A 16,320-nucleotide genomic window follows, 5' to 3' on the forward strand; every position below is an offset into this window, starting at 1 on the left:
CACGCGCAGTTGCGGCCGGCGGGATGCAACTCCCGTCGGCCGCAGTGCTGTTCTGCTCACCACAGCCCGCTCGGCGGCGTCCGAGTCACCGCCGGCGTCGTCAGGCCTTGGCCGGCTTCACCTTCCGGTCGACTCCGTTCACCCGTACGGTGACGTCCTTCCGGTTCCGCGCCCGGTCGGCCGTGATGCTGAAGGACGTGACCTTCCCGTCCCGCCACTCGCAGTTGACCTCGTAGCCGCCGCGGGCACGGAGCCCGGTGAAGGAACCCTTGGCCTTCCATCCGTCCGGCAGGGCGGGCAGCAGGTCGATGACGCCGTCGTGGCTCTGCAGGAGCATCTCCGCCACGGCGCCCGTGATGCCGAAGTTGCCGTCCATCTGGAAGGGCGGGTGGTTGCCGAACATGTTGGGCAGCGTGTTGTAGGTCAACAGCCCGCGCAGCATGATCTGGGCGCGGTGTCCGTCACGGAGGCGGGCGAAGAGCGCCGCCCGCCAGGGCCAGGTCCACGAGCGGCGGCTGTCGCCCGACACCGTGGCGGCCGTGAACGGGACGCCCTCCTGCTCGCCGCACCGCGCCTTGAGCGAGACGAGGGCGGCTGCCGCGAAGTCGGTCGTCTTCGGGGTGATCTGGCGGCCCGGGTAGACCGCGAAGAGGTGCGAGGTGTGGCGGTGGTAGTCGGTGGGGTCGTCCAAGTCCTCCTGCCACTCCTGCAGTTGGCCCCACTTGCCGATCTTGTTCGGCGCGAGCCGCGCCTGCATGTCCGCGACCTTGGCGCGGTAGGCGGGATCCGCGTCGAGCACCGCCTCGCAGTCGAGGTAGTTCTGGAACAGGTCCCAGATGATCTGCTGGTCGTACATCACGCCGTCCTCGCGCGGCCCGTGCTCGGGCGACCAGCCGTTCGGCGACACGAGGAGTCCGTCCTCGCGCTCCTTGAGCCGGTCCTCCCAGAACTGGCAGATCTCCTTGATCATCGGGTGGGCGACGGTGCGGAGGTAGACCAGGTCCTGGGTGAACGCCCAGTGCTCGTAGAGGTGTTGGGCGTACCAGGCGCTCGCGACGGTGTTCCACTCCCACGAGTTGCCGCCGAAGACGCTCTGGCTGGTGCGGGCGGTCCAGCCGCGCGTGTCCTTGCCGAAGGCGTTGCGGGTCGCCACGCGGCTGGGCACCGCGACCTGCTCGACGAACCCGACGAGTGCCTCGTGGCACTCCGACAGGTTCGTCGTCTCGGCCCCCCAGTAGTTCATCTGGACATTGATGTTGGTGTGGTAGTCGGACGCCCACGCCGGCTGGTTGCTGTCGTTCCACAGGCCCTGGAGGTTGGCGGGCAGACCGTTCGGGCGGGAGGAACTGATCAGCAGGTAGCGGCCGTAGTCGAACATCGTCTGTTCAAGGGTCGGGTCCTCGCCACCCGCCGCGTACCGCGTCAGCCGGGCGTCGGTCGGCAGCGCGACGACGGCGGGGTCGGAGGTGCCCCAGGCGACCGAGACCCGGTCCATGAGGGCGCGGGTCGCGGCGGTGTGCTCGTCGCGCAGTCTGTCGTAGGGCCGGGCGGTCGCCCTGGCGAGGGTCCTGGCGACGACCGGTTCCGGAGCGGGTCCGCGCCACCCCGCCGCGGCGTCGAGCTTGTAGTCGGTGCGGGCGTCGAGGAACAGGGTCAGGGTCGTGCAGCCGCTGAACCGGAGCACCGATCCGTCGGCGCTGAGGTCGCCGTCGGTGTGCACGGCCTGGACGGTGCAGGTGTGCTTGAGTCCGTTGCCCATCACTCCGCTGAAGGCGATCCGCCCCGCGCCGGCGTCGACGGTGGTCGGGGCGTCGTCCTGCGCGGACGTCAGCGATATCGCGCCGGAGAGTGCCCGGGCCTCGTCCGCCGTGTACCGGAACACCATGACGTCGGCGGACCGGCTCGCGAAGGCCTCGCGCAGGACACGTCGTCCCGGCGCGCCGAAGCGGGTGACGTGGACGCCCTTCACGAAGTCGAGGCTGCGCTGGTAGTCGACGACCGTGCGCTGCGTGCGGGTGTCGAAGTCCCCGCCCACCAGGGCGATCTCCGCGATCTGCAAGCCGGCGGAGGACGCGCCGGGGGTCAGGGTGAGCCGGTAGACGCGGTAGGCCGTGCTGTTGGTGAACCCGAAGGTGCGGGTCTCGCCGCGCCCGGCGAACGGTGCTCCGGGGTTCTGCGTGTCGAGGGTCGTCCAGGTACGCCCGTCCTGTGATGCCTCCAGCACCCATCGCCGGGGGTCGTCCCGCGGCCGGTCCGGGGCCGCCGTCAGCGCGTACGAGGTGACGACGACCGCACGGGGCAGCTCGGCCTGCCAGACGACCGCCGGCGCGTCGGCGCCGACCCGCCAGACCGTGGCCGGGTCGCCGTCCGCCGAACACGAGATGTCCGCAGCTTTGGACCTGGCCCCGCCGGACCCCTTGGAGTGGCCGCTCGGCGAGGACAGGTACACCGAGCCGCCCGCGCCGAAGTCGACGCCGGACAGCCCGATCTCGCTCACCTGGAAGTGGCTGACGCCCGCCTTGGGGACGAAGTCGAACCGGTAGAAGCGGTAGGCGGCCGGGGCGGCGCAGGTGAATTCCTTCGTCTGGAAACGGCTCTCGAAGGGCGCCGTCAGGGTGCGGCTGTCCAGCGTGGTCCAGGTCGTGCCGTCGGCGGAACCGGAGAGCGTCCACTCCTGCGGGTCGCGCGCCGGGACGTCGTTGGCGCTCGTCAGGGTGTAGGACGCGACCGCGACGGGTTCGGGGAGTTCGACCAGCCACTGCACCTTCGAACCGGGCCCCTCGATGCACCATTTGGTGCTCGCGTCGCCGTCGTACGTCTTCTCGACTCCCTCCGACGAGGAGCTGCTGTACGGTCCGCCCGGTGCCGTGACCTTCGGAGTGGCACTCGGAGCGAAGGTGACGACGACGTCACCGAAGTCGCGGTACGAGCCGAAGCCCGTCATGCCGGTGTCGAAGTCGCTGTCCGGCTTGCCCGCCAGCGCGTTGTCGTAGTTGTTGACACCGCCCCACAGGCTCTGTTCGTTGAACTGGATGCGCTCCTCGTAGGGATCGGCGAAGAGCATGGCGCCCAGTCGGCCGTTGCCGATCGGCAGGGCCTGCGACTCCCAGTCCGCAGCGGGTACGGAGTACTTCAGCGCCTTGCGCGACAGGACCGGCCACTGGACAGGCGCCGATGCGTCGCGCCCTGCGGCGGCGGCTTGTCCCACGGGGGCTCCACCAGCCAGTTGACTGAGCAGAGGCGCAAAGGCGAAGGCACCTCCGAACTTGAGGACGCTTCGTCGCTGCGGTTGGGACTCATTGATCACGGTGAAATCTCCCGGCCCATTCATCGGCTCAATTACAACGAGGCGGCTCCCCATCGACCTCTATGGAAAGCGCGTTCATCGTCACCGGAAGATAGATCGGATGTCTATAGGTGTGCACCGCCGAACGCCACCGGCTCGCCCGGTGTTGTCGCGTCAGTGCGCGGGACGTCGGGCGGCCAGGGCGGCGAAACTGTCCAGTCCTGTCGGGTCGGCCAGGGTGTCCAGGTCCACGACGTCGGCCGGAACCGCCCCCAACAGGACCCTCTTCGCGGGCAGTTCGAGTTTCTTGCCGGTGCGGTTCCTCGGAATCGCCGGCACGGCGGTGATGCTGTCGGGCACATGGCGCGGGGAGAGGGCACCTCGCAGCACTGTCCTGATCCGTCGTCGTAGCGCGTCGTCGAGTGCGTCGCCGTGGCGCGGTACGACGAACAGGAGCAGTTCGCCGGGGCCACCGGCCCGGTCCTCCATGTGCACGACCAAACTGTCGTCGACTTCGGGCAGTTCCTCGACGACGCGGTAGAACTCCGCCGTGCCCAGGCGCACTCCGCCGCGGTTGAGGGTGGCGTCGGAGCGTCCGGCCACCGTGCAACTGCCCGTCGCCGCACGGAAACGCACCCAGTCCCCGTGGCGCCACACACCCGGGTAGGTGTCGAAGTAGGCGGCCCGGTAGCGGGAGTTGTCCGTGTCGCCCCAGAAGCCGACGGGCATCGAGGGCATGGGCCGGGTGATCACCAACTCGCCGAGCGCGTCGGTCACTTCGTCGCCCCGATCGTCGTACGCGGTGGCGGCGACGCCCAGGCAGGGGCCGGAGATCTCGCCCGCCCAGACCTGCTGGAGCGGGCCGCCCTGCAGGATTCCCGTGCACACGTCGGTGCCGCCGCTGCCCACGTTGAGCAGCACCTCGGGGCCGAACTGCTCGCGCACCCAGTGGAATCCCTCGGCCGGCAGGAGGCTTCCGGCGGCGCCGATCTGGCGCAGCCGGGACAGGTCGTGGTCCTTCGCCGGGGTCAGGCCCTCCTTGCGGCAGGCCATCAGGAAGCCGGGGCTGGCGCCCATGAGGGTGGCGCCGGTCTCCTCGGCCAGTTGCCATTGCCAATCCAGGCCGGGGTGAAGGGGGTTGCCGTCGATCATCACGAGGGAGGCGCCCACGAGCAGCCCGGAGACCAGGGAGTTCCACATCATCCACGCGGTGGTGGTGAACCACAGGACGCGGTCGCCGGGGCGCAGGTCCCAGCTCAGGGAGTGGTTCTTGAGGTGTTCCAGCAGGATCCCGCCGTGGCCGTGGACGATCGGCTTGGGCTTGCCGGTCGTACCGGAGGAGAACAGCACGTACAGCGGGTGGGCGAAGGGGACGGGGTCGAAGCCGGGGTCGGCGGGTGCGGCGAGGAGGTCCGACCATGCGAGCGTGTCGGCGAGTTCGCCCGGTCCGTACGGTACGTGCACGACCTCACGCAGCGTGGGCAGGCCGGCGCGGATCGCGGCGACCTCCTCGCGTCGGTCGATGTCCTTCGTGCCGTAGCGGTAGCCGGCGGTGGCGAGCAGCACCGTGGGCTCGATCTGGGCGAACCTGTCGATGACGCCGCGGGCGCCGAACTCCGGTGCGCAGCTTGCCCAGACGGCGCCCAGGCTCGCGGTCGCCAGGAACGCCACGAGGGTTTCGGGGATGTTCGGCAGATGGGCGACGACCCGGTCGCCCCGGCCAACACCCAGGCGGCGCAGACCGGTTCGGGCCCGGGCGACCTGGTCGGCCAGCTCCGCCCAGGTCAACTCCAGTGGTCCGCGAGTCTGCGAGTGTGCCAGTACGGCCACGTCGTCGGGCGCGGATTCCGCCGAACGCAGCGCGTGTTCGGCGTAGTTGAGGGTCGCGCCGGGGAACCACTCGGCGCCGGGCATGTCCTGTCGGCCGAGTACCCGGTCGTAAGGGGTGTGCGTCCGGACGTCGAAGTAGTCCCAGATCGACGACCAGAAGTCTTCGAGGTCCGTGACGGACCAGCGGTGCAGAGCGGGGTACTCGGTGAAGCTGAGACCTCTGGTGCGCTCCAGCCAGGTGAGGTAGTCGCCGATCGCGGTGGTGCGCAGCGCGTCGGGGGCCGGTTCGCGCAGCGACTCCGGCTCGTTCATGGGGTGACCTCCGTCTCCGCAATCCGCCGGAAGGCGTTCGTGTACGCCTGTGCGGCACGGTCCAGGTCGTTCATGTCGAGGGCGGTCGACAAGTTGATCATCCCTCGCGGGGTCGTGTAGACGCCGTCGAGGAGCAGTGCCAGGTGCAGGGCGCTGAGCAGCGGGGTGGCGGCGGTCTCGCGGGCCTGTTCGGCGTTGACCGGCGCGGTCGGGGTGAAGTGCACGTTGAGGATGGATCCGGCGCGGGTCACCGTGGCCGGGATTCCGGCGTCGGCCGCGGCGCTGGTGATGGTGTCGGCGAGACGGCGCGCGGCCCGGTCGAGGTGTTCGATCGCGAGGACGTCGAGATGCCGGAGGGTGACGGTGCCCGCCGCCGCCGCGGTGAGGTGGCCGTTGAAGGTGCCGGAGTGGGCGAGACCGCCGTCGGTGGTCGCCGCGGTCAGCCGCAGCAACTCCTCGCTGCCGCCGATCGCGCCGATCGGCATGCCCCCGCCGATGACCTTGCCCATGACCGTCAGGTCCGGGTGCAGACCGAGCCGGGTCTGCTCGCCGCCGACGGCGTTGCGCAGCGACTGCACCTCGTCCAGCACGAACAACGCCCCGCGCTCACGGGCGAGTTGGGCGACGGCCCGCAGGAACTCCGGCCGTCCCGGGATCACTCCGCCGGCACCGAGGAAGGGTTCGGCGAACACCGCGGCGATGTCCTCGGTGAGGGCTTCCCGTACGGCGTCGATGTCGTTGTAGGGGACGGTGACGACCTCGGGGCCGCCGGCCAGCAGCGGAGGCGCGCTGCCGTGGTAGGCGCCGTCGAACAGCAGCAACCGCCCGCGCCCGGTGGCCCGTTGGGCGAGTCGCGCGGCCAACACCGACGCTTCCGTACCGGAGTTGGTGAACCGCACCCGCCGCACCGAGGGGATGCGGGCGGCGAGCAACTCCGCCAGTTCCAGCTGGAGTTCGTGCGGGCTGGGGAAGACCGCGCCGGATGTCAGTACCGCCGCGGCGGCCGACACCGCCGGCGGGTAGGCGTTGCCGTGGACGAGCGAGGTGTAGTTGTTGACCAGGTCCAGGTACTCGGCGCCGTCGACGTCGAGCAGCCGCGAGCCGTGGCCCTCGGCGAGGATGACCGGGTACGGCGGGTAGTAGGTGACGTTCCGGGTCTCGCCTCCGGGCAGCACAGCGGCGGCCCGCCGGAAGGCGGTCGCCGATGCGGTGGTGCGGGCACGGTACTCGGCGAGCAGTGTCTCCAGTACGGCCGGGTGCGGGGCGAGTGTCGTCATGCGACGGACCCCGCGTTCCGGTCCGGCGCGGTCAGCGCGGCGTCGAGGAGTTCGAGCAGCAGGTCGATCTCCTCGGGGGTGGTCGTGAGCGGTGGGGCGATCAGGACGGCGTCGTTGATCCCGCCGGTCGCCGGGTAGACGAGCAGTCCCTGGTCGCGGGCGGCGAGCACGACCGCGCGGGTGAGGGAGCCGACGGGCTCGCCGGGACTCCTGGTCGCACGGTCGGCGACCAGTTCGAGGCCTTGGAGCAGTCCTAGCCCGCGGACCTCGCCGATGACCTCGTGCCGTTCCGCCAACTCTTCGAGTCCCGCGCGCAGTTGCTTGCCGCGTGCCGCGGCGTTCGTCACCAGGTCCCGGGACTCGACGGCGTCCAGGACGGCGAGGGCGACCGCGCTGCCGAGCGGGTTGCCGCCGTAGGTGTGCCCGTTGGTGACGGCCGCGGTCCCTGCGGCGATGGTGTCGACGAAGTGCTCGCCGACCAGCACCGCCGACACGGGCGCGTAGCCGGCGCCCATCCCCTTGCCGAGGACCACCATGTCGGGGTGTACGTCCCAGTGCTGTGCGGCGAGCAGGGTGCCGGTGCGGCCCATGCCGGTCATGATCTCGTCGGCTATCAGCGGCACCCCTCGCTCACGGCAGAGCGCGGCGAGCGCGGGCAGGTAGCCGTCGGGCGGGGTGAGGGCGCCGCCGGCCGCGCCGCCGACGGGTTCGACCACCACACCGGCCAGGGTGGGACCGTGGGCGTCCAGCACCCGGGTGGCCCGCTCGATGAGGAACGCGGTGAACTCGTCGTCGTCGCGGCCCTCGGCGAACCGGTAGGCGTAGGGCGGGGTGAGTTCGTTGAATCCGTGCAGCAGTGCTTCGGCGACCCAGCGGCGCTGGGGATGGCCGGACAGGGACAGGCCGCCGAGGGTGGCGCCGTGGTAGCTCACGGCGTGGGAGACGAACCGCGACCGCTCGGGTTCGCCGCGTTCCCGCCAGTACTGCAGGGTCAGCCGCAGCGCGGTCTCCACGGCCTCCGAGCCGCTGTTGCACAGGAAGACGTACGGGTAGCCCGTCATCTCGCCGAGCCGGTCGGCCAGACGCTCCGACTGCTCGCTGTGGAACGAGCCGCGGTGCGCGAAGGTGATCCGCTGCGCCTGCTCGCTCATGGTCCGCAGGATCTCCGGGTCGGCGTGTCCCAGGTTCGCGGTCACCGCCCCGGAGCACCCGTCGAGGTATCTGCGCCCGTCGGTGTCATAGACAAACACGCCGCGTCCGTGGCTGACGAACGGCAGCTCCTCACCGAAGGAGAATTTGATCAGTCGGCTGCCGTCGGGCCGCATGACCGTGCGGGGCGGTGAGGTGGCTGGGCGCATTCTGGACTCCTGGATCGGGTGAGGGCGAGGAGAGGAGCGACCTCGATCATGTACATCGGCCAGTATGCATTGTACGCGGGACAAGAACCAGAGCACCGAGACACCGTGCATTGCGGAGTCGTTACGTGGCGTTACGACAGGCGTCAACCTCTTGACCGTTGTACGTCGGACAAGTAAGCCTGTCCAACGTACAGCGCTGCCGCTACGGCTGTGCCCGCTCCCTCGACGTCCCCGGAGTCACGATGACGGCAACCTCCCCCTCCCCGAAAAGAACCTCTCCTGTGCCCCCCGAGAACGAGACCCCGCCCACCGGCTCACGCCGGGTACTGGTCTCGGCGTACCTCGGCAGCGTCATGGAGTGGTACGACTTCCTGCTGTACGGCACGGCCTCCGCGCTCGTGTTCAACAAGCTCTTCTTCCCCGAACTCAGCCCGGCCGCCGGCACCCTCGCCTCGTTCGGCACGCTGGCCGTCGGCTACGGGGCCCGCCCGCTCGGCGGCATCGTCTTCGGGCACTTCGGCGACCGCCTGGGCCGCAAGAGCATGCTGGTGACGAGCATCCTGCTGATGGGCGCGGCGAGCACCCTGATCGGGCTGCTGCCCACGCACGCCACCATCGGCATCTGGGCCCCCGCACTCCTGGTGCTGCTGCGCCTCGTACAGGGGGTCGCCGTCGGCGGCGAGTGGGGCGGCGCGGTCCTGATGACCGTCGAGCACTCCGGCAAGGGACGGCGCGGGCTGTGGAGCAGCGTGGCGCAGATGGGAGCGCCCACCGGTCTGCTGCTGTCGACCTTCGTCTTCTCCCTAGCCAACCGGCTGCCCGAGTCGGACTTCATGGCCTGGGGCTGGCGGATCCCGTTCCTGATGACGGTCGTCCTGGCCACCGTGGGGCTGTGGATCCGCATGGGCGTCTCCGAGACCCCGGCCTTCACCGCCGCACAGGCCGAGCGGGCCGAGAAGCGCGACCGGGGCGAGCGGCAGCGCCCGCCGATCGTCGAACTGCTGCGCACCCAGCCCAAGGAACTGCTGCTGGCCGCGCTCATCGGATTCGGCCCGTTCGCGGCCAACTCGGTGCTGATCACCTTCGTGATCTCGTACGCCACCCAGGTCGGGCACAGCCGCGGCACCACCCTGAACGCCCTCATGATCGCCTCGGCGGTCTCGCTGGTCTGTCTCCCGCTGGCCGCCGCGCTCTCCGACCGGGTGGGCCGCCGCCCGGTCTACTTCGCCGGCGCGGTGCTGCTCGGCCTCAACTCCTTCCTCCTCTTCCCCCTGGTGGACGCGCACTCCACCGGCCTGTTCGTCCTGGGCTACGCGCTGGCACTGGGCCTGCACTCCCTGATGTACGGGCCGATGGGCGCCTTCCTGGCCGAGCTGTTCGGCACCGGGACTCGCTACACCGGGGCCTCGCTGGGCTACCAGATCGCCTCCGTGGCGGGCGGCGCACTGGCTCCGATCGCCGCGACCAGCCTGCTGGCGGCGGGCGGCGGAGCGCCCAACGCCTTCTACGTGTCCTGGTTCATGGCCGGCACCTGTGCCGTGACCGCGTTGGCCGTCCTGCTGACGCGGGAGACCCACAAGACCGACCTGGGCGCATGAGCGGCGTCGTCCACACCGTGCTCGGGCCGGTCGATCCCGACCGGCTCGGCCACGTCCAGCCGCACGAACACCTCCTCGCCGACCTCGGCCGTTACGCGCCGGAGGACGCCGTCGACGAACCTCTCTCCCCCGCAAACTACTTCGCCTCGCGCGTGGACCGGAACAACCGGCGGGACCTGGTACTGGACGAGGTGGACACCGCCGTCGACGAACTGGCGCTCTACCGCGAGGCCGGCGGCGGCACCGTCGTGGACGCCACTCCGGTGGGCCTGGGCCGCGACCCGGCCGGGCTGCGCGAGATCTCCCGGCGCAGCGGTGTCCACGTGGTGATGGGCAGCGGCTACTACGTCGCCGCGTTCCACCCGCCCGAGGTCGCCGCACTCCCCCGCGACGCCCTCACCCGGCGGATCACCGGCGACATCCACCAGGGCGCCGACGGCACCGGCGTCCGCGCCGGGATCATCGGCGAGATCGGCATGTCGTGGCCCCCGCACCCGGACGAGGTGAAGGTCCTCAAGGCCGCCGCCCAGGCACAGACGGAGACCGGCGCCGCCCTCCTGATCCACCCCGGACGGCACCCCGAGGCCCCGCTGCTGCACCTGCGGCACGCCGTCGAAGCGGGCGCGGATCCCGCGCGGACCGTCCTGTGCCATGTGGACCGCACGCTCTTCGCGTTCGACGAGATGCTCGCGCTCGCCGACACCGGCTGCGTCCTCGAATTCGACCTCTTCGGGACCGAGTCCAGCTATTACCCGCCCGACCCCACGGTCGACCTCCCGAACGACGGCACGCGGGTCCGCCACATCGCCGCGCTCGTCGCGGCCGGACACGGCGACCGGATCACCATCGCCGAGGACGTCTGCCGCCGCACCCAGCTCGTCCGCTACGGCGGTGAGGGCTACGCCCACATCCTGCGGCGCGTACTGCCGTTGATGCTGGCCCGTGGTATCGGCCCCGAGGACGTCACCAGGATCACCCGGACCACCCCGGCCCGCCTGCTCACCCTCCCCGGTACCTCGGATCTCCCCGGAAGGACCGTATGACCAGCACGGTGTCCACCGCCCGCGGCCCTGTCGCCTGTCAGGAACTGGGCACGGTGCTGCCCCACGAGCACCTGTTCATCAACCTGATGCGGGAGCGGCGCGGCGACGGTCTCATCGCCGACGAGGCCGCCGTCACCGAGGAGTTGAGCGTCTTCACCGGCCTGGGCGGCGCCACCGTCGTAGACCTGACCTCCGCCGAGCTGACCCCCGGCGCGGCCCCGGACACCGGAGCCGCCCCTCCCCCGAGCGATGCGAGCCGGGACCCGGCGAACGTCCTCGCCGTCCAGCGGGTCGCCGAGGCCACCGGGCTGCACGTAGTGCTCGGCACCGGGCACTACCGGGACCCGTTCCTGGACCGGGACTGGTTCGACCGGCACGGGGCCGACGCCATCGCCGAGGAGATCGTCCGCGACCTCACCGAGGGCTTCCCCGGCACCGGCGGGATCCGGGCCGGGATCATCGGCGAGGTCGGCTGCGACAAGTGGTACATCTCCGCGGCCGAGGAACGCTCGCTGCGCGCCGCCGCCCGCGCCCAGCGGGCGACCGGAGCGGGCATCCACACGCACGCGGCCCGCTGGCCGGTCGGCGTGGCGCAGTTGGACCTGCTCGCCTCCGAGGGAGCCGACCCGGCGCGGATCGCCGTCGGCCACTGCGACACGGTGACCGCCCCCGGCTACGCCGAACAGATCGCCAGGCGCGGCGCGTACGTCGGCGTCGACACGATCAACACCGACCACCCCCGCGAGGTCGACCACCGGGTGCGGATGGTGCTGGATCTGGTGCGGGCGGGGTACATCGACAACATCCTGCTGTCCCACGACGTGTGCCTGCTCTCCCAGCTCCGCGCCCACGGCGGGGGCGGGTACGGGTTCGTGCACACCGGATTCCGCGAACGCCTGCTCGCGGCCGGACTCGACGCGGGCGAGTTCGCGCACATCACGACGGCCAACCCGGCCCGCCTGCTGTGCTCCTGACCTGAGCCGTCGGGCTAACGTGGGTCCGTTCGCCGTAACCGTGCAGAGAGGGACACCGAATGGGCGAGAGCAGCGGCCGTCGCGGGGGAAGGCAGACGGCTCGCAGTCCGCTGTCGCGCGCGGAGGTGATCGACGCGGCTCTGCGCTATGTGGACCTGCACGGTCTGGACGCGCTCACCATGCGGGCGCTCGCCAAGGAGATGGGCGTCTACCCCACCGCGCTGTACTGGCACACCGGCACCAAGGCCCAGCTCCTGGCGGCCGTCTCGGCACGGGTGCTGGAGGACATCGAACTCCCCGCCGACCACGGCACGGCCTGGGACGAGTGGCTGATCGAGGTCGCCCGGCTGTGCCGCCGGGCGATGCACCGGCACCCCAACCTCGCCCCGATCCTGGGCTCCCAGCTGGTGGTGAGCACCACCGCGGTCCCGTTCACGGAGCGGGTGGTGAGCGTGCTGGAGCAGGCAGGCTTCTCGGGGCGGGAGCTGGTCGAGGTGTACAACGCGGTGGTCGGATTCGTGCTCGGCTGGGTCACCCTGGAACTCTCCAGCGTGCCGGCGGACGTGGAGGAAGGCTGGCAGGAGGAGTACGCGGCCCAGCTGCGGACGGTGAACCCGAACACCTTCCCCGCCCTGACCCGCAATCTCGGCCTTCTGGAGAACAACGCGTTCCTGGTCCGCTGGGACTCCGGCCGGGACCGGCCCATGGACCGCAGCTTCGAGACCACGCTGGAACTGCTGATCCTGGGGTTGCGCGCCAAGCTCGGCGCACAGTGACGGAACGGTCCCGCGCTCGCCGTGGACGGCGAGCGCGGGACCTTTGACGGTTGCCTCAGCTCAGCGAGCGGTGAGCTTCCACAGGTGGTCGGCGGTGCCGTTGTCGGCCCATTGGAGGACCTGGGCGCCGGAGGTGGTGCTCATCTGGTCGACGCCGAGCAGGAGCCCGCTGTTGTAGTTGGCGATCTTGACATAGCCGTCGCGGGCCGGGATGACCTGCCAGAGGTGGTCGGCCGTGCCGTTGTCGGACCAGATCAGGGCGGTGCCGCCGTTACTGGTGCCCGCGTTGGTGATGCCGAGCAGCAGGCCGCTGTTCTGGTTGACGATCTTGTAGAGACCCTGGCCCGCGGCCACGAGGGTCCAGTTCTGGTCGGTGCCGGTGGTGGACGTGGCCTGGACGACCGAAGTGCCTGCGGTGGTACCCGCGTTGAGGGCGTCCAGAGCGAGGCCGCTGTTCTTGTTGGTGATCTGGTAGCGCCCGGCCAGGGACGTCGAGGTGCCGCTCGGGGTGATCGTCAGGTGGTAGCCGTCGCTGGCGTTCATCGTGACCGGCACGGTGATGGAGCCGTTCGAGACGGAGTAGTCGGTGTCGGAGATGGTGATCGGACCCGAGGAGGCGGTGGTGCGGCCCGTGTCCGGGCTGTACTCCAGCTTGACGTGGACGGTGCTGCCGTAGGCCGACAGGGAGGAGAGCCCGTTGATCGTGACGGCGCAGGAGCCCGCGCAGCCGCCGGCGACGACGCTGATCTGGTTGCCCGCGCTGTTCAGGGAGGCGAGACCGTCTATGCCGGTCTGGGCGGGCGGTGTGGTGGTGAGCATGTTCCCGGACATGTCGCCGTACCACTTGTACGTCCAGTAGGAGCCGTTGGGCGAGCCGCCGGTGTCGGTCAGGGTGTCGCCGAGGGTGCCGTAGTGGTTCCAGAAGGCCAGCTCGGCGTCACGGACGCCCGCGCGCTCGAACTTGGCGGCGTAGCCGATGAGGGCGCCGGAGTTGCCCATCTCGGTGGGCGTGCCGTACTCCTCGATGTCGATCGGGCGCGGGGTGATGCCGAGGCTGCTCTCCAGCGAGCGGTAGGCCGCGACATGGGCGGCGATGCCGGAGCTGCCCTGGAGTTCGTGCCAGGCGATGACGTCGGGGACCGTGCCGCTGGCCTTGGCGTCGGTGAGGAACGTGGTCATCCAGGACAGGTTCCACACCGAGTAGCTCGGCCCCTGGATCGGGGTCGTGGTGTCCTTGGTCCGGATCTCCTTGTACGTACGGGCCCATCCGGCGTCGAAGGCGCCCGCGTTGGTGGTGTCCCAGGTCCAGTCCGGCTCGTTCCACAGCGCGTACGCGCTGATGTTGGTGGCACTGGAGGACTTCACCGCGGCGACCTGCTGGTCGACCGCCGAGAGCCAGTTGCTCCAACTCACCCACTTGTAGGGGAAGTCCGGGTACCAGTCCGGCATCCGTACGACGACCTTGGCCCCCGCGGCCGCGGCCTTCGAGGCGACGACCAAGGAGTCACCGGCGGGCGCGGGCTCTCCGTTGGGGAGCTGGCTGCCGCCCGGCGCCATCTGGATGAACGTGTTGGGCTTCAGTGCCTGGGTGAGGCTGTCGCTGGGGGTGCTCGCGCTGGCGAGGCCGTAGAGGCTGCCCGTGCCGACGTGGGTGACGGAGCGCAGGCTCTGCGCGGCGTTGACGACCAAGGTGGTGGACGACGTCGGACTCGCCTGGGCGGGTGCGCCCGTCAGGGCGACGGCGGTGGCGGCCAGGGCGGTGGCCATCACGGCGGCGCCGACGCGGCCGAGGGACGCTCTGGAACGGTGGCGATGGCTCAGGTATGACATCAGCGGCTCTCCTGAGGAAGGGAGGGGGACTTGCCGAAAGGCGGTGCGGACGCGGCTCGGGGAGCGGCCGACCGGTTGGCCGGGGTCGTGGACCCCGGTGACGGGTGACAGTCCTGCGGGGAGTGCGGACGGGGCCGCGGCGGAGCGCGGGCCCGCCCGACCGGTGGGCCCGGGGCGGCCGGCACCGTGGATCAGTCCTTGACGGCGCCGGCGGTCACGCCCGCGGCCACGTAGCGCTGGGCGAGGACCAGCAGGACGGCCGCCGGGATCGACGCGACGACGGCGGTGGCCATGATCGCGTTCCATTCCTGGTTGTTGTTGCCGATGTACTTGTAGATGCCGAGGGTGATCGGCCGCAGATCGCCGCCGCCGTCAAGGGTGTTGGCGAAGACGAAGTCGGACCAGGCCCACAGGAAGCTGAACAGTGAGACCGTGACGATCGCGTTGCGGCTGACCGGCAGCACCACGGACCGGAAGGTCCGCCAGGTGCCGGCGCCGTCGATGCGGGCCGCCGAGATGAGCTCGCCGGGGATGCCCGACATGAAGGCCGTGAAGATCATCACGCCGAACGGCACGGCGATGGTGGAGTCCGCGACGATCAGCCCCCACCAGGAGTTGAGCAGGCCGTAGTCGAGGAAGATGCCGTAGAAACCCATCGCCATGACGATGCCGGGGATCATCTGGGCGACCAGCAGGGCGAGTCCGAGGGCTCCCCCGCCCAGCGGCCTCAGTTTGGCCAGCGCGAATCCGGCCGGGGCGGCGAGGACCAGCGTGAGGGCGACCGTGCCCAGGCCGATGAGCAGGCTGGTGCCGAGATAGGGCATCTGGTCGTCGAGGACGGCCCGGTAGCCCTCGAAGGTCGGATGCAGGGGCAGCAGGTCGGGTGGGCTCTTGCGCATGTCCTGCTGCGGGGTGAGGGAGACGTTGATCATCCAGTACACCGGGAACAGCATCACGGCGGTCAGCAGGACGCCGATGACGGTGTAACGGCGCTTTCCCGTGGGGGACTTCATGCTTCCTGCCTCCTCTGGACACGGATGTAGAGCAGGCCGAAGACGAGCGCGATGAGGATGAGGATGTTGCCGACGGCGGCGCCGGGCCCGAACTTCGGCAGCAGCGTGCCGAAGCCGAGCTGGTAGGACCAGGTCGCGAGGGTGGACGACGCATCGCCCGGACCGCCCTTGGTCATGATCCAGATCAGGTCGAACACCTTGAGCGTGTAGACCAGCCCGAGGAGCAGGGTGATCGCCGACACCGGGCGCAGCAGCGGGAAGGTGATCCGCCGGAACTGCTGCCAGGCCCCGGCCCCGTCCAGGGACGCGGCCTCGTACAGCTCCCCGGGGATGTTCTGGAGCCCGCTGTAGAGGATGACGAGGTTGAACGGGATGCCGATCCAGATGTTGGCGATGACGACCGAGGTCAGCGCCCAGTCCGGCGAGTTGAGCCAGTCCACCGGGGACACGCCCACGAAGTGCAGGGCGTAGTTGATGACACCGGACTCGCTGTTGAACATCCACGACCAGGTCGACGCCGACACGATCAGCGGCAGCAGCCAGGGGATCAGGAACAGGGCACGCAGGGTTCCGGCGAGCCGGAAGTGCCGGTTGAAGAAGACCGCGAGGGCGAGCCCGGCCACGTACTGGAACGCGATCGACGCGAAGGTGAAGATCACGGTGTGGCGGATCGCCGGGCCGAACGTGGGGTCGTTCAGGACGGTCCTGAAGTTGTCAAGACCGGAGAAGGGCGCGTCCCCCTGCACGAACGACCGGACGGTGTAGTCGCGCAGGCTCAGGTCGAGGTTGCGGTAGAGCGGATAGAGGTAGAAGGCCGCGAGGTAGACGACCAGTGGGGCGGTGAAGGCCAGCGCGGTGAGCCGGCCGCTGCGGCGCCGGCGGCGCCGCAGGTCCGACGTGCCCGTCCGTTGTGCGGTGCCGGTCGCCCCGGACCTGGCCGGGGACCGCTGCGAGCGGCGGTCGACGCGGGCGATGGTCATGCGTACTCCTGGATGCGGGTGGCGTGTCAGGACGGGCGCGATT

11 protein-coding genes are annotated in these 16,320 nt (G+C 70.4%); 4 read left to right on the plus strand and 7 right to left on the minus strand.

From position 1 onward, the window contains the following. Window positions 1-100 precede the first annotated feature (100 nt). The 4 genes from ACIQBL_RS30510 to ACIQBL_RS30525 all read right to left on the minus strand — a co-directional run bounded on the left by ACIQBL_RS30510 (window position 101) and on the right by ACIQBL_RS30525 (window position 8,063). Window positions 101-3,208, minus strand: a complete 3,108-nt coding sequence (locus ACIQBL_RS30510; protein WP_401946996.1) for a glycosyl hydrolase family 95 catalytic domain-containing protein — start codon at window positions 3,206-3,208, stop codon at window positions 101-103. Window positions 3,209-3,460: 252 nt separating this feature from the next. After that, window positions 3,461-5,428: an acetoacetate--CoA ligase gene (locus tag ACIQBL_RS30515; protein ID WP_401946999.1), complete on the minus strand. Its 1,968-nt coding sequence runs from the start codon at window positions 5,426-5,428 to the stop codon at window positions 3,461-3,463. Continuing rightward, the gene (locus ACIQBL_RS30520; protein WP_401947001.1) at window positions 5,425-6,705 is read right to left on the minus strand and encodes an aspartate aminotransferase family protein; all 1,281 of its coding nucleotides are present in this window, start codon (window positions 6,703-6,705) and stop codon (window positions 5,425-5,427) included. The genes ACIQBL_RS30515 and ACIQBL_RS30520 overlap by 4 nt, the downstream gene beginning before the upstream one ends. Next, window positions 6,702-8,063, minus strand: a complete 1,362-nt coding sequence (locus ACIQBL_RS30525; RefSeq protein WP_401947004.1) for an aminotransferase class III-fold pyridoxal phosphate-dependent enzyme — start codon at window positions 8,061-8,063, stop codon at window positions 6,702-6,704. Before ACIQBL_RS30525 ends, ACIQBL_RS30520 begins: the two co-directional genes overlap by 4 nt. 281 nt (window positions 8,064-8,344) lie before the next feature. Here ACIQBL_RS30525 and ACIQBL_RS30530 point away from each other — a divergent pair, with 281 nt between their 5' ends. Genes ACIQBL_RS30530 through ACIQBL_RS30545 form a run of 4 tightly spaced genes read left to right on the plus strand, consistent with a single transcriptional unit; the run spans window position 8,345 to window position 12,454 of the window. Further along, on the plus strand, window positions 8,345-9,661 hold the full coding sequence (locus tag ACIQBL_RS30530) for an MFS transporter (protein WP_401947007.1): 1,317 nt from the start codon (window positions 8,345-8,347) through the stop codon (window positions 9,659-9,661). After that, window positions 9,658-10,704: a phosphotriesterase gene (locus ACIQBL_RS30535; RefSeq protein ID WP_401947010.1), complete on the plus strand. Its 1,047-nt coding sequence runs from the start codon at window positions 9,658-9,660 to the stop codon at window positions 10,702-10,704. The genes ACIQBL_RS30530 and ACIQBL_RS30535 overlap by 4 nt, the downstream gene beginning before the upstream one ends. Next, entirely contained in the window at window positions 10,701-11,678 is a 978-nt protein-coding gene (locus ACIQBL_RS30540) for a phosphotriesterase (protein WP_401947013.1), read from the plus strand. The genes ACIQBL_RS30535 and ACIQBL_RS30540 overlap by 4 nt, the downstream gene beginning before the upstream one ends. Before the next feature lie 59 nt (window positions 11,679-11,737). Further along, a complete protein-coding gene (locus ACIQBL_RS30545) occupies window positions 11,738-12,454 on the plus strand; it encodes a TetR/AcrR family transcriptional regulator (protein ID WP_401947015.1) in 717 nt (238 codons plus the stop codon). 60 nt (window positions 12,455-12,514) lie between these two features. Here the strand turns inward: ACIQBL_RS30545 and ACIQBL_RS30550 are convergent, their stop codons facing one another. The 3 genes from ACIQBL_RS30550 to ACIQBL_RS30560 form a co-directional block, all read right to left on the minus strand. Further along, on the minus strand, window positions 12,515-14,284 hold the full coding sequence (locus ACIQBL_RS30550) for an RICIN domain-containing protein (protein ID WP_401947018.1): 1,770 nt from the start codon (window positions 14,282-14,284) through the stop codon (window positions 12,515-12,517). 191 nt (window positions 14,285-14,475) lie between these two features. Next, window positions 14,476-15,297: a carbohydrate ABC transporter permease gene (locus tag ACIQBL_RS30555; RefSeq protein WP_401947021.1), complete on the minus strand. Its 822-nt coding sequence runs from the start codon at window positions 15,295-15,297 to the stop codon at window positions 14,476-14,478. After that, a complete protein-coding gene (locus tag ACIQBL_RS30560; RefSeq protein WP_401947023.1) occupies window positions 15,294-16,277 on the minus strand; it encodes a carbohydrate ABC transporter permease in 984 nt (327 codons plus the stop codon). The genes ACIQBL_RS30555 and ACIQBL_RS30560 overlap by 4 nt, the downstream gene beginning before the upstream one ends. Window positions 16,278-16,320 lie beyond the last annotated feature (43 nt).

Origin of the sequence: Streptomyces sp. NPDC088350 (genome assembly GCF_044753545.1) — a bacterium.
In the GTDB taxonomy this organism is placed as follows: Bacteria; Actinomycetota; Actinomycetes; order Streptomycetales; family Streptomycetaceae; genus Streptomyces.